Here is a 23,608-nt window from a genome sequence, read left to right as displayed (position 1 = left end):
CGATTGCCGTACTCCATGCCATGGAACTATCCGCTCTATGAGCTGTGAGGCGAGTTCAGCGTTGCAAATAGCTGTAAATATTCGCGCCCAAGACAGGCTGTGAATAGGCACATGCTTGGGGCATCGCTCCAGGCGCCTGGCGCGAGCACGAAAGAGCCACGGGTTTGAAGGCGGACCGCGACTGGCTTGCAGAACTCAGTTGGTCGAGCTCAGTTCGTCGAGAAGTCGGCGCGCGGCAACCAGATCTTGGGTTCCAAATCCCTCTTTGAACCGCTGATAGATGTGGTCGAGCATGGAGCGGGCGTCCCCGCTCCGGCCGTGTTCCCGCCACACACGTGCCAGAGGAATTGCAGCTCTCAACTCCCAGCCCAGGGCGGATTGCTTGCGGGCACGATCGATCGAGCGGAGCAGCGAACCCTCTGCTGCAGGAAGGTCCGGTCTCGGCCGCGCCAGCAGGATTTCGCCTCGGGCTCGCAGCAGGTCGGGCAACCAGAGTATCTCTCCGACTTGCTCCGCATGCGCCACAGCCTCGTCTATGGTGGCCAGCGCTTCCTCCGGCCGACCGGAAAGGGCCAGGCCCTCGGCCAAGGCACGCGATGCCGGCAACGTCACGATGCGGTACCGATTGGCATCCATCGCTTTCAGTCCTGCCCGCAGGATTTCGACGCCCGATGCCGCATCGCCGCGCGCGACCATGAATTCACCTTTCAGCGCGAGGCCAACGGCGTGATAGGGGGCAAGGGAGTATTTGATAGCCTGCTCGATTACGATTTCGGTATGCTCTTCCGCTGCTTTAAGATCGCCACTCCAGTGGAGAACAGGGATGAGATAGATGAGAGCAATGCAAGATGAGACCGGGTGATCGTAGCCTTGCGCAGTCTTGATCCCCTGACGTGCAATTTTGCAACCCTGATCCGCGAAGCCGCACAGCCACAGAGACCTGGCGAGCGTTGCGAGCCCTGATGCACGGTGGTCGTGGCCAAAGAAGCTCACCCTCCCCAGCTTGAAATCTGACGCAAGCCTCATGCCTTGTTTGCAGTGACGCAGCGCAGCCGCCTGATTGCCGGTTAGATGATACGATCCACCCAAGATCCATTCGGTCATTGCGTTTTCGGTCGGGCCGCCGCTCGCCTTGGCAACGGTGTCGCTTCGTTTGGCCGCCGCCAAGGCGCCGCTGAAGTCGCCCTGGCGCGTGAGAAAAATGTAGAGTCCAGAAAGCAACTGGAGTTGACGTCCTCCATCCCGCAAAGTCTCGGAGAGGTCCAGGCCGCRCTCGATGCCGGCCCTGACTTCCAAGCTGTTGCCGCGGGCGTACATGGCTGACATCGCCAGAGCTCCCTGGAGCTCCAGTTCCAGTTGCATCCCGTGATCCGTCTCGTGCAGCGAGCCCAGTGCTCGCCGGCACCATTGTTGACACTCATCCAGCAGTGAAAGCCCCAGGAATAACGCAGCCCCATGAGCAGCCAGCTTAATGGCGATGGAACGGTCGCCCGAGCTTGAAAAACTCCACGCGAGCGCTTTGCGGACGTTGCCGATGTGCGGAGCGTAGGCGGCTACGTTGTGGGCATCAAAAGCCGACCCTTTGGCCAAGCCATGCTCCAGCAAGTCGACGAAGTGGCAAGCGTGACGTCTTTCGGCCGCATCCGCCTCCCCGCCTTCCGCGAGCTTGGCCGCGGCATAGGCGCGTGTTGTGTCCAGGAGCCTGTAGTAAGCAGGCCCGCTTGTCGACAATACCCCCATGAGAGACTTGTCGATCAGGCTGGCGATCGTGTTGGTGACCATTTGCGTCTCGCCATCGCCCCCGGCGACTGCATGCGCCGCCGCCAGCGTGAATTGGCCAACGAATACGGACAGCCTGCAGAGGGTTCTCTGCTCATCCGCTGACAGGAGCCTGAAGCTCCAGTCGAGCATGGCCTGCAGCGTCTGATGCCGGGGCGACGCGCATCGCCGGCCCTGCAGGAACAGCCCGGCGCCGCTGTCCAGGAGATCGGCGGTTCCTTGAATACCGTTGGTGCCCACACGACTGGCAACCAGCTCGATCGCCAGAGCAATTCCATCAAGCCGGCGGCAGATATTCGCAACGATTGGAGCTTCGGTGTCGCTGAGCTCGGCACGGTGCCCGCTCGATCCCGCCCGCTCCATGAAAAGCTGGACGGCGGGCGAAGCCAGCGCCTGAACGGCAGATGGCGTGTCGTTAGGCGGACTGTCGAGATGCATCAGCAAATGCACATACTCGCCCTCAACGCGCAACGACTCGCGACTGGTCGTCAACAAGTGCAGCGACGGCACTGCGCGAAAGAGGCGTTCGCACAGCGGCGCAGCCGTCTCGATCACATGTTCGCAATTGTCAAGAACGACAAGGGTCCGCTTATCGGCCAGGAAGGCGCTTATGTACGGCTCGGGGTCGGGCCCCTGGACAAAGCAGCCGAGTGCCGATGCGACGGCAGCGGGAACGTCTGCTGGAGCGGTGAGCGAACCGAGATCAACGAAGCAAACCGCATCGTCGCCTAATTCCCGACGCAGCGCGTGGCCGACCGCGACGGCGACGGTCGTCTTTCCTATTCCGCCTGGCCCGACCACACTGACGAAGCGTCGCGACAACAGCAGCGAGGAAAGGGTGGCGACGGTCTCGTCCCGTCCGACCAGCAGTTGCAAGGGCGCCGGGAGACTCGGAGGCAGCACGGGACCGGCAGGAGCGACAATCAGGTCGGTGCCGTCCGCGTTTGAGCGCCGAACCGGTGCAACGAAAGTGTAGCCCCGGCCGGGAACATTGACGATGTATCGAGACCCGTCTTTGCCGTCTGCCAGCACTCTGCGAATGGCGGCGATGTGCACACGAAGATTGGCTTCCTCGACGAAGACGCCCGGCCAAACGAGATCGATCAGTTCTCGCCCGCTCACGATCTCCCCCGCTCGGTCGGTCAACGCAATCAGAACGTCAAGCGCGCGGCCGCCAATAGCGACCGGTGTGCCATCCTTGACCAGCAATCGCTCAGCCCCGATCAAGCGGTACGAGCCGAAAGACAGGATTTCGCCGATCCCTAATTCACCGCCACTAGCCATGACAGTCGTCCTGGGCGCTGCCAGCCTCATGCTCGAAGATCCGGGCGATCTTCTTTGCATCTTTTTGCGACCTTTAACTCGCCGGGACCGGCGCTCCGGGATCATATTGGGCCGTGTCCGAAAGACGTGGCGAACCGGAGGCGCCAGCGCATCTTGGTGCCGTGCTCTGCGCGAAGCGAAGAAACCGCAATTCTCTCGGCGGCAGCATGTGCAATGTCATTGTGCCTAGTTCCTTGTTGATGGACTCCATTCGAGGCTGAAAGGCGCGACCGGCGGCAAGGGATCTTGCTCCGGCACGTCTGCATTGGACCGATCCTGTCGCTGGCAGGTCCACTTTCTGACGATGTCTTCGGCGGAAGTATAGGCATTGAGCTTGCCGCGATCGACAAGGATCATGGCAGCGGTCGCGAAAATCGATGTCGATATCGAGAAAATACGGAAAAGCGCGTCCTCCGTGGCCCTGCCCAGCGGAGACGCTTCACTGGCTGAGCCGGAGCAGCGAACGCCGTTTCGGTCACCCACCAAGCCGAAAACGAAGGGCAAATCTCCTTCGGCCACGCTCCAGTCGAGAATGTCCTGCAACATCGACACCGATGATACCGCTCCCAGCCCCCCTCTATTGCGATCGGGCAGAATGTCTTTCTGCGCGCTGCCGCGGAGAGAAGCGCAAGGATAAAGGAAGCGTGTCCGAGCCTCCATTCTGGCTTGGTACAGTTTCGTATTCGTTCGGCGGGTTGGACCACTACTTAGGTCTATCCAAAATAGCCCTGAGGCTAGTTGTGGGAGCAGGTGCCGAGCGCAGCAACTCGGCCATTCTGACCAAATCGGCCAGGGATTGCGCGCCCATCCTTCTCATGACTTGAGCACGATAAATCTTAACCGTGGATTCTACCACGCCAATCCTTCCAGCAACCTGCTTGTTCATCAATCCTGCTGTCACCAGATCCATCACCTCGCGTTCGCGCTCGCTCAGCGTCTGAAATCGGGTGAACGTCTCGATCGCCCGCCGATTGCTATCGAGGCGCATGCCGTCCAGCTCGATGGCCCTTGTGACGGCATCCAGCATTTCCTGTTCGCGAAACGGCTTCGTCAGAAAGTCGACTGCACCAGCCTTCATGGCTCTCACCGCCATCGGCACGTCGGCGTGGCCGGTCATGAATATGATTGGTATACGGACGCCGGCTGCGACAAGGCGAGCCTGAAAGTCGAGACCGCTGATGCCGGGCATACGAATGTCCAGCACGAAGCAGCTCGCAAGGTCGGGCAGTTCCATGTTCAACAGCTCGGTCGGAGACGAGAAGGCCTGGCTCTGCAAACCGACGGATTCCAACAAGTCGACTAGCCCTTCGCGCATCGCAACATCGTCTTCGACGATGAAGACGAATGCATTTTGGGTAGTCCCAGCATAGATGGGGGCAGCCACCGGACGGGCATATGACTGCGTCGGCTCCAGCAGCAGGCGTTCATAATCTCTGGTCATTAGATCACTTGTCATCATTACTCCCCATGCGATGAGGCCAAAACGGCCAGGGCAACCGCCGCAAGCAATGCTGAAGCATCGAAGGGCTTTCGAAAGAACCCATGATGACCTTCAGCAGCTGCGCGCCTTTGGTCTGCGGCTTCATGGCGCGCCGTTATGAAAATGACGGGCAAGTCGGGGCGCACAATTCGCGCACGCCGGCGAAGCTCGAAGCCGTCGACAACTGGCATGCCGATATCGGCAATCAGGCAATCTATCTTACGCAACTCGTCGCGTTCGAGGAAAGACTGAGGGGATGAGAACAGACGCACCGAGTGCCCCGCCGACTCCAGGAGATCCTCGATCGACTCGAGGACCCGAACGTCGTCATCGACAACCGCGATCGTTGATTTCCGTACAGTTTTCATTTCGAAGATGTTCCTGCGCGCCGAGAATGGGTTACTGGTACTTGCAGCCTTTGGGCGATCCTCACGAGATCGGCCAGCGATGCTGCCTGCATCTTGTGCATGATCTTGCCGCGGTGGATTTGCAGCGTCACCTCACTGATCCCAAGTTCGGCAGCTGCCTGCTTGTTGAGCAGACCGCTGACGACCAGCGGCAGAACCTGGCGTTCGCGGGAGGTCAAGGAGGATAGCCGGCGCTGTAGCGCCACAAGCTCGGCCCGCTCCAGGCGGACGCCGCAATCCCGATCGATTGCCGTGTGGATGGACTTCATCAACTCGGTTTCGCTGAACGGCTTGGTGAGGAAGTCCACGGCGCCGCGCTGGATGGCGCGTACAGAAGATGGAATGTCGCCGTGTCCGGTGATGAAGACGATAGGCGGATGTTGCTCGTGGCCGGTCTGTTTCTGGAATTCCAGCCCGTTGATGTCCGGCAGTTCGACATCGAGGATCAGGCAACCGGGCAGGTCCGGCCGGGGAAAAGCTAGATATTCGGCAATCGAGTTGAAGGCAACGGAAGCCAGGCCTCTTGCCGCCAGAAGGTCGCACAGCGCCACGCATATGCGCTTGTCGTCATCAACGATGAAAATGATACAGTCGTCCTGGGTCATGCCGCATCGCCCGATTGGATCGGCAGCGTAAACGAGAACACCGTTCCCCTTGGCTCGATGCTCTCTGCCCAAAGCCGGCCGTCGTGTGATTCCAGTATCGAGCGACAGATTGCCAGGCCCATACCCATCCCCTCCGCCTTCGTGGTGAAGAACGGTTCGAAAATTCGTTCTGGTTCGGCAATTCCGTCGCCGTTGTCGCGGACGTCGACCAGGATCGCGTTCTCCCCATAGCGACGTGATCCAAACTTCAGTGATTTCGACACGTCGGTTGTCGACTTCATTGCCTCGATCCCGTTGCGGACCAGATTGACCAGCACCTGCTGCATCTGCACGCGGTCGGCGAGCACCAGCGGCAGCGCCGGATCGAGATCCGTCCCAACGAAGATGTCCTGCGAGACTATTTCGTCGAACAAAAGCTGACGCACCTCGCCGATCACCTCGTTGAGATTGATTGAAGTTCTGGACGAGGCGGTCTGTGTGAAGAGTGCTCGTATTCGGCTGACGACCTCGGCCGCGGCCATGGAATCGCGAACGATTCGCTCCGCGGCAATGCGTGCCCGCTGCAGGTTTGGAGGATCCGCCGACAGCCAGCGTTGGCAGGCATGACTGTCGGTGATGACAGCCGCCAAGGGCTGATTGACCTCATGCGCGATCGAGGCCGACAGCTCGGCGAGGCTCGCAAGCTGCGAAGCGCGCGAAAGCTTTTCCTGGGTCGCACGAACGGCGTCATGTGCTCTCATCTCGTCATCGATGTCGATGATGACGCCGTACCATTTCACGATGCGGCCATCGTCGTCCCGAAGTGGCAGGGCGCGATTGTCAACCCAGCGATAGACGCTGTCGCCCCGGCGGTTGCGGTACCGCATGGCGAAAGGCTCCCCGGTCTTCAATGAGTGCATCAGGTTTCTCTTTACAGCCTCCAAGTCGTCGGGATGCATAAGGCGTCCAAGTGCCCCATCCAGCCTGGAACCCTCCTTGGGCTGACTGGGGTCGATCTTGCGGCCGTAGTAGGTTTCCAACTGCTTGTTGATGTAGGCTGGTTCGCCCTCGGGAGTGACGGACCAGACGAGCGTCGGTATGGTGTCGATAAGTTGCTGGAGTTCATACTGTCTGGCTCGCAATGCCTCCTCGGTCCGCTTGCGATCGTCGATGTCGGTGTTGCTCCCGAACCACTGGACCACAGTGCCGGAGGCATCGCGCACTGGCTCGCCTTGGAAAAGGAACCAGCGGTACTGGCCATCGAAGCGGCGTAGCCGGGCCTCGATCTCGCCCGGCGCACCAGTTGCCAGGAGAGATCGCCAGTATTCGACAAGCCGGTCCCGATCGTCCGAATGTATGGCGGCAGTCCAACCCCAGCCGGCTGCCTGCTCCTGAGACAGCGCCGTGTATTCGTGCCATCTCCGGCTCAGGAATTGGGTGGAACCGTCTGGGCGGGCGGACCAGACCAGTGTCGGAAGGGTGTCGATCAGCCGCTGGAGCTGGAACTCTCTGGCCTCCAAAGCCTGTTCCACTTTCTTCAAGTCATCGATATCGAGCAGGACACCATACCACCCGATGAACTTGCCGTTCCGATCGAACCGGGGCCGAGCCGCGACACGGAACCAGCGATAAGTCCCATCGTGGCGACGAAGCCGGCATGCGCCATGGAATTCCTGGCCATTCTCCAGGCATTGCGACATGAGGCCTGCAGTTCGGTCGAAGTCCTCCGGATGAATAACCTGCCGGCAAGGGAGATTGCTGGTGTCGACGGTGCCGAGATAGGCCCGAAGGCTCGTGCTCACCTCGGTTAACCGGCCTTCCGTGTCGACGATCCATGCCGGTCCGGGAATGCTCTCCAAGAACTCATGCGCGTCATACCCAGTGCGATCCAACGCACCCTGCCCTTGCGGCCCTTGAATGAGAAAGCCGGTCAAGATCGCAGTCGCGGCGAGGAGGGTCAAACTCACGTAAATATTGGGTCCGGCGGTCTCAACCAATTCGCTGGACAGCCAGAATACCGACAAGCCGGCGCCGGAAATGGCTATTGTCGAGCCATACTTCCGCAGCGGCGGCTTTGCTTTCATTTTTGGACACCTCCGGACGCAGCTACTGCTGCCGCGTAAATCGGCATCAGGACCTCGCCCTGCCAGAAGACGACACGATCGGTCCCCCGAGATATCGGACTTCTACCACACTATATCAGAACAGCATGCCACCCAGGCATAATGGAAAGATGTGATAGACGGCCGGTCGCCCGCCGCTGCCGTAACACCAGGGGTGATAACCGCAAGGAAGGGCCAGCCGCAGCAAAGCAGACAAAGCCGTCCACAAACCAGCGGGTATGCTGCTGTCGAACGCGATGGAAGGCGGCCCAAGAATGGCACGTAGATGAATGTCGGGCTGGCGGCGACCTGTCGGAGTCGGTCACGATGTGAACGTCTACGACTGACGTCTTCCAAGATCGAAGCCACCAATTTTCTGCGGTAGCGGTTGCCGGCGGAATACGAAGAGGAGACTACACAAATGGGCTGCAATCGAGCGCTGGTGCAGATTTCATCCATTGGCGCCGGCGTTTTCTTGTCGATCTGTCTCGCCGGCACCGTAGCGACCGCTGCAGCCAAAGACCAGGACACCGTGGCAAGCGTGGTTGCCGACCAGGTGCGAAGCCAAGGCTTCCCTTGCAGAAATCCAAGTTCTGCCAAGCGCATTGCGGCCGAGTCCGTACCAAATCAGACCGCCTACCTGCTCCGATGCGAAGGGACAACCTACCGGGTGCTCTTGATTCCAGATCAGGCAGCTGAAGTGGCCAGAGTTGACTGAAGCCTTACGCGGGCCTCCCGCGAGGTGACATGTCGACAATCGACGTGGTCGATCTCGAAAGCCACTGCGTCGCGCCGCTAGTAGCCTTCGCAGTCTTGCCGACAAAGGCACAAACCGGAAGCAACAAGTACCAGCCTAGTAAATCGGCTTGATCGGAAGCTAATCAGCGAGGCTAGCGCATCCGATCGGCCGTACGCCGGATAGACGGTTCCGCACGAGGAACACGCCACGGCGCCAGGACCAAAGCCTCGCACGGGTCGCGACCATGTCAACTTTCAACATCCTCCGCAGGCACCGCGCCGTGCTGCTTTTCTCCGCCGTCCTCGTAGCGCCGCTCGTCGCTGGGGTCGCTCTGAACGCGAGTTTGGCCGATACGAAAATGGCCTCCTCCCCGGATGCCTCCGCCAATCGCGCTCCGGCCACCTCCTATGCTCCGATCGTTGCGGCCGACAAACCGGCAGTGGTGACGATCACGTCGATCATGAAAACTTCATCGGCGCCCGATGGCCAAGCCCAGCCCTCGGACAGCGGTCTGTCGTCCGATGAACGGCTGCCTCGATTCTTCAGCAATCGAGGGATTCCGGCGCCCAAGGCACCACCGCAGGGAGCGACGCAACTGGCAGAGGCCCTCGGCTCCGGCTTCATCATCAGTTCAGACGGCACCATCGTCACCAACAACCATGTCATCGACGGAGCTTCGGATATCATGGTGACGCTGGACGATGGAACCGAGCTGCCGGCAACCCTTGTCGGCCGCGACGCAAAATCAGACCTTGCGGTCCTGAAAATAAGGGCTGGGAAGCCTCTTCCCACTGTTGCCTGGGGCGATTCCGACAGACTCAGGGCAGGCGACCCGATTCTGGCGATTGGCAATCCGTTCGGCATCGGAACGACAGTCACTGCGGGAATCGTTTCCGCCCGCGGGCGCGACCTCAACAGTGGTCCCTACGACGATTTCCTTCAGATCGACGCGCCGATCAACCACGGCAATTCGGGTGGACCTCTCGTCGACACCAACGGCACTGTCGTCGGTATCAACACCGCGATCTACTCGCCCAATGGCGGCAGCGTCGGCGTCGGATTTGCGATCCCTTCCAATGAGGCCGAAAAGATCGTCGCCAAGCTGGTGAAGAACGGTTCGATCGAACATGGGCTGCTCGGCATCGAGATGCAGCCGGTCACAACGGACCTCGCCAACGCCCTCGGCCTGCCGACGCCTGAAGGTGCTTTGGTCGCTGATGTCGGCGACGGATCGCCCGCCGCTCATGCCGGCATCGAGACCGGCGACGTCATCACCGGATTTGCCGGTCAAACCATCAACGAGCCCAAGACCCTGTCTCGAGCCGTGGCGGATCTCGTGCCGGGAAAAAGGGAGGTACTGTCCGTTTGGCGCAATGGGAAGACAGTTGCGTTGTCGGTGGTCATCGGCGGCAATGACGCCAGCGTCAAACCGGTGGCCACAATCAACTCTGCACAGCCGCTGCATTCCAGTTTTCCAACACTTGGTCTGGCGCTTGGTGACCTCGATCGAACCGTTCGCCAGGCCTTGAATGTGCCTTCACAGGTTTATGGTGCCGTGGTCGAGGGTGTCGATCCGGACCAGCCGGCAGCCACCTCCGGCATCGAATTGGGCGACATCATCATCTCGGTCAATGGCGTGCCGGTGAAGACGGCGAAGGACACCAGCCAAGCCATTAGTGTCGCAGCAAAATCCAGCAAGAAGTCGGCGCTGCTGCTGGTCAAGCGCGGCGACCAGCAGACGTTCATCGCTGTGCCATGCGGCAATGGTTGAAATGTGCGGATGCCAAAACCGCCGGAATGGTACGTCATATTGACGCGAAACGATTTCAGTCTCCTGAGGGGACGAAATGCGGTCACCGAGTTGCCCCCTCGGCGAGAGCGATCAAGCGGAAGTGGCGGATCGGGCGGAGAAAACTCGCCCGTCAATTGCGCCAGAACCCAGATCTCCGATCAAGGCCGGGGAAGGTGAGAGCCAGAACGAAGTCTCGATCGAAGAGCGCCGACTTCAGGGTCGAATTTCAAGGACTGCGCAATTCCCAGCCAGGCCGGGTCCCAGCCAGCCGGGCCGTCCAGGGCCTATCCAAGGCTCCGCTGGTAAGCACTCGGCGTCAGGCCGGTCGCCTTGCGAAAAGCGGCCGTGAATGAGCTGGTTTCGCTGTATCCGACAGTCAATCCGATGTCCGTCACCGAATGAGCCCGCGTCGCAAGGAGACCTTTGGCATGCTCGATTCGACGGTTGATATGATACCGATGCGGAGGCATCCCAAAAGAAAGCTTGAAGGCGCGGCAAAAATAACATGGGCTCAACCGGGAAAGCTCCGCGAGAGTGGCGAGCGGTACCGGTTCGCCCAAATGGGCCTCGATATGGGCCTTTACTACCCGCTCCTGCCAAGCCGCAAGTCCCCCTCGAAGCTGAGGTTCGGCTCTCGGCGTTCTCTCGTGGAAACGGACCAACTCATGAGCCAGGACGATGCCCAGTGCTTCCAGGTAACGCCAATTCTCCAGGTTTGGACTTTCGAGCGACCTCATCAGTTTGAGGGCGGTGCCCAAAAGCGTTGCGTCCTCAAAGAAGAGCTTCGCAACGAACGTCACATCGGTCATGCCAGCGTTGGACGGAACTTGCAGCTTGGCAGGATCAAGATAGACAAACATGAGACGCGCAGCCGTCCGCGGCGCATGCCATTCGAGATATTCGCGACCGGCGGGCACCAAGGTAAGCCGGCGACCAAAATCCCGCAGTTTCGACCGGGGCAAACCTTCGACGAAGGTGTCACCGTCTCGGCGCGTGCCCTGCTCGTAGACCACCAGCAAGTGCATGGGCGCGCGAAACCGGAATTCGAATTTGTCATGACCGGCGGCTTGGACCACCTCGGCAACTATCCCATCCGAAATCACCGTGCGACTGCTCACCGCGTCGCCTGAAGATATCTCGACACGGCAATCGGCCCCATCGGCGCTCCGGCGCCCGAACTGCGCATGCGCCACGGAGTTGGTACGCTGTGCCTTTCCGCCGTTGAACGGAGCGCGCCAATCCGCCGACAAGAATGGGTCCGTTTGCTCCGGTCGCCGAGCATTGGCCGCGAAGGCAGCAATCGCGGGTAAATCGATGTCGCGGGAGGCAGGATTCATCAACATGGCTTGGCGCACATCCTTCGGGTTATCCCATCTGATGTCAGCGTAGAGCGCCGGTGATGATTTACTCCATTCTACATCCGTAGGTGGACTTAGAGTATTGGTCTGAACTGCTCATACTTTGGTTTGTGATTGGACGTCGCGATCGATTGTAATGGTGCATGTACCGAGCGGACCAATGGGCCGGTTCTTCAATTGCGGCCGATCCCAGGTGATTGGTCGATTTGGCGCGGCTGTGCGTCAGGTCTTGATGACCTTGAGCGGGGTCCCCTGCTTGGCCTGGGCTTTTTGACGTTCCGCGCGAAATCCGCAAGCTGGATGCAAAGCCGGCAAGAACGACGAAGCACCGGCAGCAAAAGCCACTAGGTTGTGGGTGGGCGTTGCGATCGGTGGTTTCGATCCGTTTTCGTCACCATCGTGGCAGCGCTCCAACTCGTGCCAGATTGGTTCTCCGGGCCCCTCCCACGCCCGCCGATCGATTGTGAAGGCGCTCCTCCCCCCGGGAGCGTTTCTCACCGCTCGAGTTCTTGGGCCGATGACATGTCGTCATCGGCCCATTTTTCCCTCCTGTCTTCCGAGCAGGCACCGATTCACGGTCGATCGCCGGAGCGTTGCCGGCGTCGGGACCTTCGGCGATGCGACTTGCTTGCGGCGCGATGCATCGCGCGGTTTCGGAGACAAGATCCGACGTCGCAACTGACGCTCGTCTGTCGCAGGTGGGGCCAACTCAAGTCGACGGGGCGGTCAAGTCAGCCTCAACCGCAATCACCGCGTCGTGAGGGGCGCAACACCTCCCATCAAAACCGGTTCATGCCTGAAAAAAGATCGGTCGGGGGATACTTGTCCCCGTCGTTATCGAGCTGCGATGCCGGCTTCTTGGCCGATCCGGTTGTCGGTACTTCACCGTGCCTCGGCAACGAAGTGTGGTTGCCGTTCGTTTTTCGTTCGACACGATCGAACTTTGCCTGCATGCGTCCTGGAGGCGAGGCTGCGGCAGCGGCCCAAGCGGTTGACAGAAGGACTGCCGCGATTGCAGCCCCTATTGAAAGAGAACCCATGCGATTCACCTGTTGTGTCGTTCTGTTGCACAGCGCGGCAAAATTCGAATTGGCGATAGAGATATCGCTCATGCCCGCAATCCTTATATAGGTTTCGAAATACGCTATGAACCGCTATACAAAACACATTAGGCATGGTTGCAATTGTTTAGTTACTTAATCTTCAAGTATCATTCCACACATAAGAAATTATCTGGCGCATAAGGCCAGCAGTTATTCCTGCCGCCAGCTTTCGCCGATTGGCCCGCGGTCCTCGCGTGGCGGCTTCGTCCCTGGCCGCGGGGCCTGGACAGACCCATGCACGGCGCGGCGCGCGATCAGTCGAAGATCGGCTTTCCGATTCCGTTCGAAAAAATGTTGCCGAGATAGAAGTGGAGTTGTGCACGCACGCCGATGTCGCGGCCCGAACTCGCATTGATCGGAACGATCGCCTCCACCCCGAGTTGAGCGTACTCGCCCACCCAGATCACGCCAGGATTGATCGTGCCGGTGGTCTGTCCAGCCGACGGCCCGTTCAGCGGCGTCTGCATCGCGAATTCCACCAGCGGCACCAAACCCTCGGCGAAGCGATGAGCATTACCCTTGTCAGTGGAATGCACATTGGTCAGCAGGCTGTATTCCAGGGCAAAGCCCCATTGCAAGATGTCTGGGTTGTCGACCGTGGTGGCGCCGGTCACCGTGGTGGATTCGGTTGGCAGTGCGACTCCTAGGGTCGCGGTAACGTTGACCGGACGCAGCCATGCCAGCGAATCCGACAGATCGCCGAAGCCCTTGCCGACGTAGAGGGTCGGTGTMAGCGTCGAGAACGACTTGGCACCGACGTCGGACGATCCGGTGCCGCCCAGCGCCAGCGTACCGCCTGCCGAGAACACGAACTCGTCCTCGGCACTGGAATAGAGTTCATATTGGGTGCCGAGCACCAAATCGTCGAAGCCCGAGCGCGTGCTCCCCCGATCGACCATGCGGTAGTTTGCGGTGAACGACACCGACCAATCCGGGGTGATGAGCTTGCTGTAGGAGAAAGGAAAGTCGATCTCGCGCGAGCCGGTGTCGGGCAACTGCATCAATTGGGGAAAATTGACGAAGTCAGCCGGGGTGGGAACCACGGTCGCAAGCGTTGAGGGGAAGAAACGGTCCCCAACGTAGGACGCCGATGCTTCCGAACATGCAACGAGAGGCACCAGGAAGCTGGGCACCACAAGGTACCACGCCCGGTTAGCCATCCCACTCTCCTGCTTGACGCGCCCGACGCCGGTCGCATCGTCGACTATGGGCTTCGCTTGCATCCACTGGCTGTAGGAACTGGGGATGATCATCCCTTTGGCCCTTCACGCAAGGAACGATGCGCTTGGGGCGTGGATGAGACTGGGTCGGTTCAGTCCGGGCATCGTCTTTCTCCGCAAACCAAAGCAAGGCGATCACCAGGTCTGAATAGATGGCGAAGAAAATCAGAAACGATCTGGCGACCACGTCCGCGGTTGAGGCCGCGAGCACGGCGAAAAGGCACAGCGGTCCCGTCATGGCGAGGAACTCGAACCAGTGCGTCTTGCCGATACGGTCGCGCCACGACAACGCTTCGATGATCGCCGAGTCGAGTGGGTCGGTGCCGGCAGAGATCGCGGGGCCAGGCACCGAAGCATGCCAACGGCGGCCCAGAGGGAAGAAGCATCCGAGTTGGACTGTGCCCATTGCTCTCGGCTTCCAGGCCGTCGCCTCGCGAGCTGCGGGTCTAACTGGTCGAACCGCAATCCCCTTCCAGGGTGGCGTGAGATTCACGTGCGTCGTCGAGCCGCCAATGGCGATGCCCTGCTCCGTGAGGGCTGTTCCGGTCGCCAGCAGCGCGCGCCCGCCTCCAGCGGCGGACTTGTGAGGCCGCATCGATTTCCAGGATGCCATGCGTTCAAATCCTCGGATTGAGCGCCGAATGTTGCGTCCAAGCAAAGAAATGTCTTTTGCAAATGCCGCCCCAATTCGAACTTCGCCCGTTGCACCGATTGGCTTCTTCAATTGGTTTCCAGGCGAAGCCGGGGGCAAGCGTGCCCAATCGCGGATCGCGCAGCGACCCCAACTGTGTTCGTCGTTCTCGTCAGAAACGGTGTCCGTCGGACGCCTCCCGACAGACAATCCAAAGTAACTTCTTTGCCATTTGGGTTATGCAGCCATACCAATGGATTATTCATGCCAACGGCAAAATCTATGCATGCTTCCCCGACCGCGAAGGAGCAAAAGAATGAAATGTTTGAACTGCGTAGGTGCGGTGAAAATACCTCACCAGTACTACTTCTGCTCCCAGGAATGTTTCGGAGAGACAACCCGTAACACCAATTGGAGGATGTTGAGCGATGGCCTTCCGCCTACTGGTTTTCCTGCTGGTGGCCAGCCCCGCACTGGCCCAGGACCACAGTTCCCACGTCCCCATTGGCCCTCCCGAGGGCAATTACGGCCAGGGGCACGAGAAGTGGCACAGCATCTACATGGGGATGCATAACACGCTGGGTGGCTCATGCTGCAACGGCGGCGACTGTCGGCCAACGGTTGCCAAGTTTGAGGAGGGAAAGTGGTGGGGCAAACTCAACGGAGTATGGACGCCGATCGAGCCATCCAAAAGGGTGCCTGAACACCCGTACTCATGGAACGAAACGGCCCACATTTGCGCGGCTGGGAACAGCGTCTACTGCTTCATACCCCCTGACAACGGGACCTGAACCTCTCGCCTAGCTGGCTGGGTGCCTCGTTTCGGAGAAGAGGTCGCCCTGCTCGGGTTCCACAGGCGGTGTTTTTGCGCCTCGCAAGCCACCCAGGAATTTGCCGAGCCGCTCAAGATACAAGTAGACCACCGGTGTCGTGTAGAGTGTGAGAATCTGCGACAGCGCCAAGCCACCCACGATCGTGTAGCCGAGCGGCTGGCGGATTTCCGATCCGGCGCCGGTGCCCAGCATCATCGGCACGCCGCCGAGCATCGCCGCCATGGTGGTCATCAGGATCGGCCTGAAACGTATGGTGCAAGCGCGGTAGATTGCCTCCTGTGGGCTGAGACCTTCGGTCCTCTCGACCTCGAGCGCAAAGTCGACAAGCATGATGCCGTTCTTCTTGACGATGCCAATCAGCAGGATAACGCCGATCATGGCGATGACGCTGAAATCCATATGGACCGCCATGAGCAAGAACAAGGCGCCGATAGCGGCTGAAGGCAGCGTCGATAGAATGGTGATCGGATGGATCAGGCTCTCATAGAGCACCCCAAGGATGATGTAGATCACCACCAGCGCCACTCCGATCAGGATTGGTGTGCCTGACAGCGCCGATTGAAAGGCTTGCGCGTTGCCCTGGAGGCTGGTTGCAAGCGAAGCAGGCTTTCCGGCATCGCGTTCGAACTGCTGGATAGCTGCGACCGCATCTCCAAGCGCCGCCCCGGGTTTTAGATTGAAGGAGATCGTGACCGCCGGAAACATGCCTTGATGATTGATCACGATCGGCGCAGCCTTCGTCATGCTGGTCACCAGGGCGCTTAATGGCACCTGCTGCCCTGTCGAAGAATTCAGATAGATATCCTTGAGCGCCTCGGGACCGTACTGGAATTCCGGGCTGACCTCGAGAACAACGTGATACTGATTGAGCTGTGTGAACATTGTGGAGACGATGCGCTGGCCGAAAGCATCGTCGAGCGTGTTGTCGATCGTCGACGGGAGGATTCCGAAACTCGACGCGACTTCGCGATTGACGGTCACATCGAGCAGTGGTCCTGCATTCTCCTGATCGGTGGCCACGTCAACGATTCCCGGCATGGCTCTAAGCTTGTCGAGGAATATCGGTGCCCAATGGTTGAGCTCGTTGGAATCGGCATCGGTCAGAGTATATTGATACTGCGTCTTCGAGACCCGACCGCCGACAGTGATGTCCTGTGCCGCTTGCATGTAAAGCGTTATGCCTTGAATCTTGGCGAGTTGGGATGACAGCCGGCTGATCACCTGATCGGCGCTGACGTCACGTTGGTTGTTTGGCTTCAAGGCAATGTACATTGTCCCGCGATTGAGCGTGCTCCCGCCAGTCGCTCCTATCGAGGCTCCGACCGAAGCTACCGCCGGATCCTTAAGCACAATGTCGGTTACCGCCTGCTGACGCTCGGACATGGCCGGGAACGAAATATCCTGGTCGGCCTCGGTGACGCCGATAATCAAGCCGGTGTCTTGTTGCGGGAAGAAACCCTTCGGGATGATGACGTAGAGATAGCCGGTGACAGCAATCGTTCCGAGCATGACGAGCAGCGTCACGAAAGTGTGCCGCAGGACGATCCTTAGGCCCCGTTCATACAATCCAAGCAGCGCGTCGAAGCCGCTTTCGCAAATATTATAGAGCCGCCCGTGCCTGACGTTGGCCTCATTCTTGAGCAGACGCGCGCACATCATTGGCGTCAGCGTGAGCGAGACCACCAGCGACAGGATCAGTGAAACGCTCACCGTTACCGCGAATTCCTGGAAGAGTTCGCCGACATAGCCTCCCATCAGAAATAGTGGAATGAACACTGCGATGAGCGACAGCGTAATCGAAATGATGGTGAAGCCGATTTCGCTCGAGCCCTTGAGCGCAGCTTCCATCGGAGTGAGGCCATCTTCGATGTGACGGACGATGTTCTCGATCACGACGACTGCATCGTCGACGACGAACCCGACCGCGATCGACAAGGCCATGAGCGACAGATTGTCGAGGCTGTAACCAAGCACATAGAGCACGGCGAAAGTACCGACGAGCGAGAGGGGCACGGTTATTGCGGGAATGACCGTTGCCCAGAAATTGCGCAGGAACAGGAATATCACCATCACCACCAGGGCGACGGTCAGCATCAACGTGAACCGCACGTCCGCGACCGAGGCACGGATGGTTTGGGTGCGGTCTGAAACGACCGATACCTTGATGCCGGGCGGGATCGACGCCTGCAGCTGGGGCAGCAGAGCCTGAATGCGGCCAACCGTCTCGATCACATTGGCACCGGGCAGACGCCGGATAGCCAGCAAGATGGCGGGCTTCTTGTCGTACCAGGCGGCGACAAAGTGGTTCTCCGGCCCGTCTATCGCGGTGCCGATGTCGCGGATGCGTACAGGGGAGCCATTGCGATAGGCGACGATAACATCATTGTAGGCGTCAGGTTTGAGCAGTTGGTCGTTTGTGTTGAGCGTGAAGGTTTGACGCGGGCTATTGAGCGTGCCCTTCGCAATATCGACATTGGCCTCGCCGAGCACGTTGCGAACATCTTCAAGGCCAATGCCGCGGGCCGCGGCCGCTTGCGGATTGACCTGCACACGGATCGCCGGCTTCTGCTGGCCGCCAATGCCAACAAGACCCACGCCGGAGATTTGCGAGATCTTCGGCAGCAGGATGTTTTCCGCGTAGGCATCGACCGTCGTCAGTGGAAGGGTGTCGGATGTCAGCGCGAGCACCAGGATCGGAGTATCCGCCGGATTGACCTTACGGATGGTCGGCGGATAGGGGATGCCCAGCGGCAGATCTGGGCTTGCGGCATTGATCGCCGACAGCACGTCAACCGCGGCGCTGTCGACGCTGCGGCTGAGGTCGAACTGAACGGTGAGTTGTGTGCTGCCTAGCGCGCTGGTTGAAGACAGCTGGGTCACGCCGGGGAGTTGGCTTATCTGCTGTTCAAGCGGGGTGGCTACCGACGACGCCATGGTTTCGGGATCGGCGCCGGGCAACTGGGCTGACACCTGGATCGTCGGAAAGTTGACGTTCGGCAATGATGCGACTGGCAGAAGCCGGTAGGTAGCCAGCCCACACAGCAGCAGACCCGCCATCAGCAGGCCTGTCGCGATCGGCCGGCGAATAAAAGGGGCCGAGACATTCACGGGATTGCCTGCTGCACTGCGCTTTGCAGGGCGGCTTCATCAGCGGCTTTGCCCCGCAGCACTTGAACGGGGACGCCCTCCACGAGCTTGTATTGCCCGTCGACCACGACCGTTTCGTTCGCCTCGAGACCCGAATCGATAAGGGCTTGTCCCTCGGTCAACTGGGCAACAGTGACAGGCCGTATCCGCGCGGTTCCATCAGGTGCGATCACGTAGACATAGGAGCCATTTGGACCTTGCTGCACTGCCGACCCGGCTACCGTCAGCCCCCCAGTGCGGGTATCAAGAAGCAAACGTACATTCACCAGTGCACCCGGCCAGAGTTGGTTCCCAGCGTTCGGAAACGTGGCTCGGAGGCGGATCGTGCCCGTCGTCTGGACAATCTGGTTGTCGAGAAGCAAAAGTTTGCCTTCGTCGAGCTTGGTCTTGTCGTCCTGGCTGTACGCAAAGACCGTTAGCTGCCCCTTGGCCATCTGCTTCTGGATTTGCGGGAGCGTTTCCTCGGGCAGCGTAAAGATCAACGAGATCGGCTGGACCTGCGCAACGTCGACCAGACCAAAAGTATCGGTCGGGTGAATGATATTGCCTTCATCGATTTGCCGGATACCCGTTACACCGTCGATCGGCGAGGTCAGACGGGTGTAGCTCAGATTGATCTGCTCGGCCTGCAGCAGAGCCTCGTCTGCCTTGATTGTCGCCTGGAGCTGGATCACTGCGGCCTTCTGCGTGGCTACCAGTTGGGAAGTGGCAAAGCCCTTCGCCAGCAGTGGCGTGTAACGGTCCAGGTCTGCCTGCGCATTGACGAGCAGCGCCTGGTCGCGATCGCGCGTGGCGGTTATCTGATCGATTTGTGCCTGATAGGGATCTGGGTCGATCTGCGCCAGCAGATCGCCTTTTTTCACGGTCTGGCCTTGCGTGAATGTGATCTTCGTAATCGGTCCTGAGATCAGGCTGTGCACGACCACGTTGTTGTAGGCGATCACCGTTCCTACGCCGCGAAGGTAGATCGGCACATCGTGACTGGCTACCTTTCCGGCAATGACCGGAACCGCCGAGGCAGGAACGGAGACCGCCGCAGGTTCGGAATGGTCGTAGACGTGTTTGGCTGCAAGCCCAACGCCGCCGATCATGATCAGCAGCGCAGCAACAATGAAGGGTCGCTTGCGCATTGAGGGCTCCTACGACAGCGGCTCTTAAGGGATCAGTTCTTTCAGCAGCCGGATGTCGACGGCGTGCCGCTCATGCCCGTCAGCCCCGTGCTGCCACATGATGTGCCTGATACATTGAGCATAGGAATCGCTACCTGTGGATTTGTTACCGGATCGGCCAACGCGGGTGTTGGAATGCCAATTGGCGAACTCACTCCCAAATTGCTGAGTTCCGAAGACCCAAGCGGAATCCCAACTGCGGCCCCAAGGCTCGTGGACGATGTCCCGGTGGTCATTGATGGTGTCGCTGTGGTGCCGAAAGACGAAGCGCTCGACGCCGTCGAGTTGCAGGTGCCCGACGCTGTTGAAACCGTCGGGTTCACAAACGACGTCCCGCTCGTGGATGTGGTTGCGTTCATGCCTCCGCCGTCGAAAGTGGAAAGGGCGGAAGTCGCTGCCGCAACTTCGGAACTTGACGCCAAAACACTTGGCGCCAAGACATTGGTACACCCGGAGTTGTTGGAACTATCCCCGATGCCCACGGTGCTACCCGTCAAGCCACCCGGATCGAGCTCGACCGCGCCCAAGGGAATAGCGACCGGATTGAGGGGCGAACCAATTGCAGAAAGCGGCGATGTCAGTCCTGTCGCGGGCGTGGTGCTGATTTGCGCCAAGCTCGGCCCGCTGAACAAGAGAGCGACCGCAACGGTAATCAGCAAGATTGGCATCGCAACGTCAAACTCATTTCGCATTGGAACTACCGTCGTTTCATGTGTCTAGGTAGGGGCGGAGAACATCGTACTAATCCCACCGCCCTGACTGCCTGAGGCCAAGGATTTCATGTGTGCAAGCAGCACTTCCTCGGGTCGTTGGGAGGGTCGGATTTCGCCCGGTCAGATCGAGATGATGCCAGATGGAGGGGAAGCGCTCTTCCCTAAAGGCGGCTGGATTTCCCTATTCGCACGCCGACCCCGAGCATTTGTAAGATTTGGACAAGGTCGCGCTCCTTGTCGGAGTGGGCCTCGCCCTTTCATCAACCCTACGATGCGCTGGCTGCCCAATACGCACATGTGCCAACCGCGACAGGGCGCGGGATCGGACCATGGATTGGCGGCCGGAAAGGTCTACGAGAGCGGCGCCGAGCCTGCCGGCATTCCTTCCGATCTCGCGCGACGACGCCCGGATATTCACGCGGCCACCGCCGACATCGGGGTGGCGGTGGCGGAATTCTATCGATTAAGTTGAATGGATTGGCGGGCTTCGACGCCCAAGGCTGGGAACCAGCTGACGGCCAATGCGATCACAACCAATCTCGGCCCAAGCATTCGATACCGATTTTCCAGGACGACCGGCTGAATTGGGTTACAGGCAAGAGTGCCAGATTCCATTGGATCCGTAGTAACTCGGGTTCACGGCGTCGAACGAGCAGTAGGCAGTATCGGTGTCGTCGTTCAACCAGAGCTGGCTATCATATTCCCGGTCGCCAGATTCCCGACCGCCAACAAAGACCTTGTGGTGCTGGCGGTTGCCAAGGGCACCGCTGCTGAAGTGTACGGTAGGACCATCTCCGCCGCCGCTGCGCGCCATGGAGACCGTCGCCGAGCCGGTCGCCAGCATCACGCCCAAAGTAATCTTTGCCAATATTGTTGCTGATTTTCTCACGATAGACTCCTTCGGGTTAAGAATTCATGGACTCTTTGAAAATATTTGCAGTCAGGCCGTAGTTCGGCAGACGTGCGAGCCAAAACCTTCAGTGTTCGAATCCGGTCCCCACTCGCACCGTGGAGTCCGGATTCGAAGAGGCCGTGGTGGTTCACGGACAAAATGGGTAAAGGGTGCGATACTCATTGTATGGGTACGGGTAACCGCAGTAGCCGTCGTCAYAGAAATCACTGCCGAAACCGCGGTCCCTTCCGAACCTATGACCGTCGCCGACATGGACACCACGGACATGGCCGCCGCCGCCCAGGATTGCGACACGACCGCCATTGCCAAAGCCTACGCCATGGCCACCGCCAAAGCCTTCGGCATGGCCGCCACCGCCCATGCTCATACCATGACCGCCGCCGCCAAAGCCGCCGCCACCGCCATGGCCGCCGCCACCGCCGTGCGCCATCGAGACCGTCGCTGAGCCAGCCGCCAGCATTGCGCCCATGACGATCGTCGCCAAGAATGATGTTGATCTTTTCATAATACGCTCCTGTAGTTGAAGCTTTCTTAGTTACTGAAAGCAATATTAATATAGATACGGGAGACGCTCTTCAGCATGATACGCTTGTTTGATTTTTGTATATCTTATAACTACAAACAATCTCTCTTGATTGCATGGGAAGCCGTCAGTGCGCTCTGCGGGCAGTCCTTCGCGGCCTAGGATGCAAGGTGTCCTGCGCACTTTTGGGCGACAGGAATTTGGTGCCGGCTTGATTGGCATTGCTCAGCGCCGATTTGCGCTCCGCAGCCGACCCCTCTCCCGTCGTGTCATTTCACACCGACAGCGACCTGGGGGCGTCCCGTTTCGCATAGCTAACCTTCACTGCGTTTTGCAATTTTTCGAAGGCGCGCATCTCAATCTGGCGCACACGCTCGCGCGAAACGCCGAATTCGCTGGAGAGATCTGCCAGACTCCTCGGATCATCCGCAAGACGACGCGCCTCGAGGATGCGCCGTTCGCGTGTGTTGAGCACGCCAAGCGAGTCGATCAGCGCCCTGTGCCGGCCGGAAGCTTCCTCGAACTGAACGAACTTGTACTCCTGGCTGTCCTCGCCCTCGACCAGCAAATCCTGCCATTGGCCCTCAGCCTGGCCTCGCAGGGGCGCATTGAGCGACCTGTCCCCGTCCATGCGACTGTTCATGTAAACAACTTCTTGCTCCGTCACGCCAAGGTTGCTTGCGATGAATTCCACGTGCTCTGGACGCAGGTCACCGTCGTCCAGTGCCGAGAGACGAGCCTTGAGTCGCCGCAAGTTGAAGAACAGCTTTTTTTGATTGGGGGTCGTACCGACCTTCACCAGTGACCAGGAGCGCAGGACATATTCGCGAATGGACGCCTTGATCCACCAGATCGCATAGGTAGCCAAACGAAAGCCGCGCTCCGGTTCGAAGCGATTGACCGCCTTGATCAGGCCGATGCTGCCCTCTGATATCACCTCTGACATCGGCAGCCCGTACCCGCGATAGCGCATGGCAATTTTGGCAACGAGGCGAAGATGCGACAACACCAGCTGGTGAGCGGCCTCCGGATCGTTGTCGTCGCGCCAGCGTTTTGCCAGCGCTTGTTCCTGCCCCAGCGTCAGCATGGGGAGATGTTTGATCTCGCCGAGATAACGGCGAAGCCCGTCTTCGTTTGCCAAATTTGTTATTGCTGCGCGCGCCATGAAGCACTCCTTGCCTACCTCGCAGGGGATCAATAGTTTCTCGACGCCCATAGACGTTCGATGTTGGCTTCTCTGTTCAGCGCTGCCGCTGCTTGCGGCGTTGTTCGCCTGAAGCGCGAAGGTGCATCAGGTGCTGCTAACGCGCGTCATGAAGCGCAGAATCGATACAGTTGATCATGGCCTGGCTGTCCAACGGCTTGCCGAAGAAGCCGATGGCGCCCGTTTCCCGAGCGCGTTTGCGGACACGCTCCTCTGGATAGGCGGTGATCAAAATTGTCGGTATGTGATAGCCATGTTCGATCAAATGATCCTGCAGTTCTATTCCTGTCATTCCGGGCATCTGGATATCGCAGATCAGGCACGACGTAGTTTCCAGATTAGATGACATCAGGAACTCCTCGGCCGATTCGAATGCAAATGCGATGAAACCCAACGATCTGACGAGGCTTGCAGTGGCAAGTCGAACGGACTCATCGTCATCGACGATCGAGATCATCGCGCTGCGGGTCAATTCACTATTCCTCCGTGCTTGCCGATGACCCAAACATTGCTGCTTCAACGACTGTTTCTCGGCGAGATATTGCACCCGCGCTTGCGAAAGCGAAAGTTATACAGAGGTGTAACAAG

General features: G+C 59.3%; 20 protein-coding genes. 5 read left to right on the top strand and 15 right to left on the bottom strand.

Translation table 11 applies throughout. The annotated features are described in order from the left end of the window. Positions 1 to 195 precede the first annotated feature (195 nt). From AC1D0I_RS14175 to AC1D0I_RS14150, 6 genes are all read right to left on the bottom strand, one after another. Positions 196 to 3,063 carry an ATP-binding protein gene (locus AC1D0I_RS14175; protein ID WP_477395785.1) on the bottom strand — a complete coding sequence of 956 codons (2,868 nt, stop codon included), beginning with the start codon at positions 3,061 to 3,063 and terminating at the stop codon, positions 196 to 198. A gap of 225 nt (positions 3,064 to 3,288) precedes the next feature. Beyond that, on the bottom strand, positions 3,289 to 3,654 hold the full coding sequence (locus AC1D0I_RS14170) for a hypothetical protein (RefSeq protein WP_457154227.1): 366 nt from the start codon (positions 3,652 to 3,654) through the stop codon (positions 3,289 to 3,291). Positions 3,655 to 3,805: 151 nt separating this feature from the next. Further along, positions 3,806 to 4,543, bottom strand: coding sequence for a response regulator transcription factor (locus tag AC1D0I_RS14165; RefSeq protein WP_477299836.1), 738 nt, complete (start codon positions 4,541 to 4,543; stop codon positions 3,806 to 3,808). Positions 4,544 to 4,560: 17 nt separating this feature from the next. Further along, the gene (locus AC1D0I_RS14160; protein ID WP_095089082.1) at positions 4,561 to 4,950 is read right to left on the bottom strand and encodes a response regulator; all 390 of its coding nucleotides are present in this window, start codon (positions 4,948 to 4,950) and stop codon (positions 4,561 to 4,563) included. Continuing rightward, positions 4,947 to 5,594, bottom strand: a complete 648-nt coding sequence (locus tag AC1D0I_RS14155) for a response regulator transcription factor (RefSeq protein ID WP_477395783.1) — start codon at positions 5,592 to 5,594, stop codon at positions 4,947 to 4,949. The genes AC1D0I_RS14160 and AC1D0I_RS14155 overlap by 4 nt, the downstream gene beginning before the upstream one ends. Beyond that, complete coding sequence (locus AC1D0I_RS14150; protein WP_477395781.1) at positions 5,591 to 7,657, bottom strand: PAS domain-containing sensor histidine kinase; 2,067 nt, start codon at positions 7,655 to 7,657, stop codon at positions 5,591 to 5,593. The genes AC1D0I_RS14155 and AC1D0I_RS14150 overlap by 4 nt, the downstream gene beginning before the upstream one ends. A 439-nt stretch (positions 7,658 to 8,096) precedes the next feature. Here AC1D0I_RS14150 and AC1D0I_RS14145 point away from each other — a divergent pair, with 439 nt between their 5' ends. Both AC1D0I_RS14145 and AC1D0I_RS14140 read left to right on the top strand, forming a co-directional pair. After that, entirely contained in the window at positions 8,097 to 8,393 is a 297-nt protein-coding gene (locus AC1D0I_RS14145; RefSeq protein ID WP_457155554.1) for a hypothetical protein, read from the top strand. A gap of 265 nt (positions 8,394 to 8,658) precedes the next feature. Next, positions 8,659 to 10,185: a DegQ family serine endoprotease gene (locus AC1D0I_RS14140; RefSeq protein ID WP_477228360.1), complete on the top strand. Its 1,527-nt coding sequence runs from the start codon at positions 8,659 to 8,661 to the stop codon at positions 10,183 to 10,185. 305 nt (positions 10,186 to 10,490) lie between these two features. Here the strand turns inward: AC1D0I_RS14140 and AC1D0I_RS14135 are convergent, their stop codons facing one another. The 6 genes from AC1D0I_RS14135 to AC1D0I_RS14110 all read right to left on the bottom strand — a co-directional run bounded on the left by AC1D0I_RS14135 (position 10,491) and on the right by AC1D0I_RS14110 (position 19,628). Beyond that, entirely contained in the window at positions 10,491 to 11,549 is a 1,059-nt protein-coding gene (locus AC1D0I_RS14135) for a helix-turn-helix domain-containing protein (protein WP_477228359.1), read from the bottom strand. A 794-nt stretch (positions 11,550 to 12,343) separates the two neighbouring features. Then, positions 12,344 to 12,676, bottom strand: coding sequence for a hypothetical protein (locus AC1D0I_RS14130; RefSeq protein WP_457155176.1), 333 nt, complete (start codon positions 12,674 to 12,676; stop codon positions 12,344 to 12,346). A gap of 245 nt (positions 12,677 to 12,921) precedes the next feature. Then, positions 12,922 to 13,827 (bottom strand): hypothetical protein, encoded by a 906-nt coding sequence (locus tag AC1D0I_RS14125; RefSeq protein WP_477395779.1) that lies wholly within the window; start codon positions 13,825 to 13,827, stop codon positions 12,922 to 12,924. Beyond that, positions 13,820 to 14,611 (bottom strand): hypothetical protein, encoded by a 792-nt coding sequence (locus tag AC1D0I_RS14120; RefSeq protein ID WP_477228357.1) that lies wholly within the window; start codon positions 14,609 to 14,611, stop codon positions 13,820 to 13,822. The genes AC1D0I_RS14125 and AC1D0I_RS14120 overlap by 8 nt, the downstream gene beginning before the upstream one ends. A 707-nt stretch (positions 14,612 to 15,318) precedes the next feature. Further along, positions 15,319 to 18,459, bottom strand: a complete 3,141-nt coding sequence (locus tag AC1D0I_RS14115) for an efflux RND transporter permease subunit (protein ID WP_477395777.1) — start codon at positions 18,457 to 18,459, stop codon at positions 15,319 to 15,321. Further along, entirely contained in the window at positions 18,456 to 19,628 is a 1,173-nt protein-coding gene (locus AC1D0I_RS14110) for an efflux RND transporter periplasmic adaptor subunit (protein ID WP_477395775.1), read from the bottom strand. The genes AC1D0I_RS14115 and AC1D0I_RS14110 overlap by 4 nt, the downstream gene beginning before the upstream one ends. Positions 19,629 to 19,691: 63 nt before the next feature. On the opposite strand from AC1D0I_RS14110, the gene AC1D0I_RS14105 reads away from it, so the two are divergent. Next, positions 19,692 to 20,387, top strand: a complete 696-nt coding sequence (locus AC1D0I_RS14105; protein ID WP_477395773.1) for a hypothetical protein — start codon at positions 19,692 to 19,694, stop codon at positions 20,385 to 20,387. Positions 20,388 to 20,714: 327 nt separating this feature from the next. Beyond that, on the top strand, positions 20,715 to 20,852 hold the full coding sequence (locus AC1D0I_RS14100; protein ID WP_477395772.1) for a hypothetical protein: 138 nt from the start codon (positions 20,715 to 20,717) through the stop codon (positions 20,850 to 20,852). A gap of 117 nt (positions 20,853 to 20,969) precedes the next feature. On the opposite strand, the gene AC1D0I_RS14095 is transcribed toward AC1D0I_RS14100, so the two are convergent. After that, entirely contained in the window at positions 20,970 to 21,269 is a 300-nt protein-coding gene (locus tag AC1D0I_RS14095) for a hypothetical protein (RefSeq protein WP_477395770.1), read from the bottom strand. A 259-nt stretch (positions 21,270 to 21,528) separates the two neighbouring features. On the opposite strand from AC1D0I_RS14095, the gene AC1D0I_RS14090 reads away from it, so the two are divergent. Next, a complete protein-coding gene (locus AC1D0I_RS14090) occupies positions 21,529 to 21,738 on the top strand; it encodes a hypothetical protein (RefSeq protein WP_477395768.1) in 210 nt (69 codons plus the stop codon). A gap of 352 nt (positions 21,739 to 22,090) precedes the next feature. On the opposite strand, the gene rpoH is transcribed toward AC1D0I_RS14090, so the two are convergent. Then, positions 22,091 to 22,981, bottom strand: coding sequence for an RNA polymerase sigma factor RpoH (gene rpoH / locus AC1D0I_RS14085; protein ID WP_477395766.1), 891 nt, complete (start codon positions 22,979 to 22,981; stop codon positions 22,091 to 22,093). Positions 22,982 to 23,117: 136 nt separating this feature from the next. Continuing rightward, positions 23,118 to 23,492, bottom strand: a complete 375-nt coding sequence (locus AC1D0I_RS14080; RefSeq protein WP_457155772.1) for a response regulator transcription factor — start codon at positions 23,490 to 23,492, stop codon at positions 23,118 to 23,120. Between the last annotated feature and the right edge of the window lie 116 nt (positions 23,493 to 23,608).

Source organism: Mesorhizobium sp. P2_D1, from assembly GCF_056404455.1.
This window is presented reverse-complemented; position numbering and strand designations above follow the sequence as displayed.

Bases quoted from the DNA above. Each gene is read 5' to 3' on its own strand.
- AC1D0I_RS14165 (WP_477299836.1), bottom strand. From the start codon at position 4,543: ATGACCAGAGATTATGAACGCCTGCTGCTGGAGCCGACGCAGTCATAT.
- AC1D0I_RS14160 (WP_095089082.1), bottom strand. From the start codon at position 4,950: ATGAAAACTGTACGGAAATCAACGATCGCGGTTGTCGATGACGACGTT.
- AC1D0I_RS14155 (WP_477395783.1), bottom strand. From the start codon at position 5,594: ATGACCCAGGACGACTGTATCATTTTCATCGTTGATGACGACAAGCGC.
- AC1D0I_RS14150 (WP_477395781.1), bottom strand. From the start codon at position 7,657: ATGAAAGCAAAGCCGCCGCTGCGGAAGTATGGCTCGACAATAGCCATT.
- AC1D0I_RS14145 (WP_457155554.1), top strand. From the start codon at position 8,097: ATGGGCTGCAATCGAGCGCTGGTGCAGATTTCATCCATTGGCGCCGGC.
- AC1D0I_RS14140 (WP_477228360.1), top strand. From the start codon at position 8,659: ATGTCAACTTTCAACATCCTCCGCAGGCACCGCGCCGTGCTGCTTTTC.
- AC1D0I_RS14135 (WP_477228359.1), bottom strand. From the start codon at position 11,549: ATGTTGATGAATCCTGCCTCCCGCGACATCGATTTACCCGCGATTGCT.
- AC1D0I_RS14130 (WP_457155176.1), bottom strand. From the start codon at position 12,676: ATGAGCGATATCTCTATCGCCAATTCGAATTTTGCCGCGCTGTGCAAC.
- AC1D0I_RS14110 (WP_477395775.1), bottom strand. From the start codon at position 19,628: ATGCGCAAGCGACCCTTCATTGTTGCTGCGCTGCTGATCATGATCGGC.
- AC1D0I_RS14090 (WP_477395768.1), top strand. From the start codon at position 21,529: ATGACCGTCGCCGACATGGACACCACGGACATGGCCGCCGCCGCCCAG.
- rpoH (WP_477395766.1), bottom strand. From the start codon at position 22,981: ATGGCGCGCGCAGCAATAACAAATTTGGCAAACGAAGACGGGCTTCGC.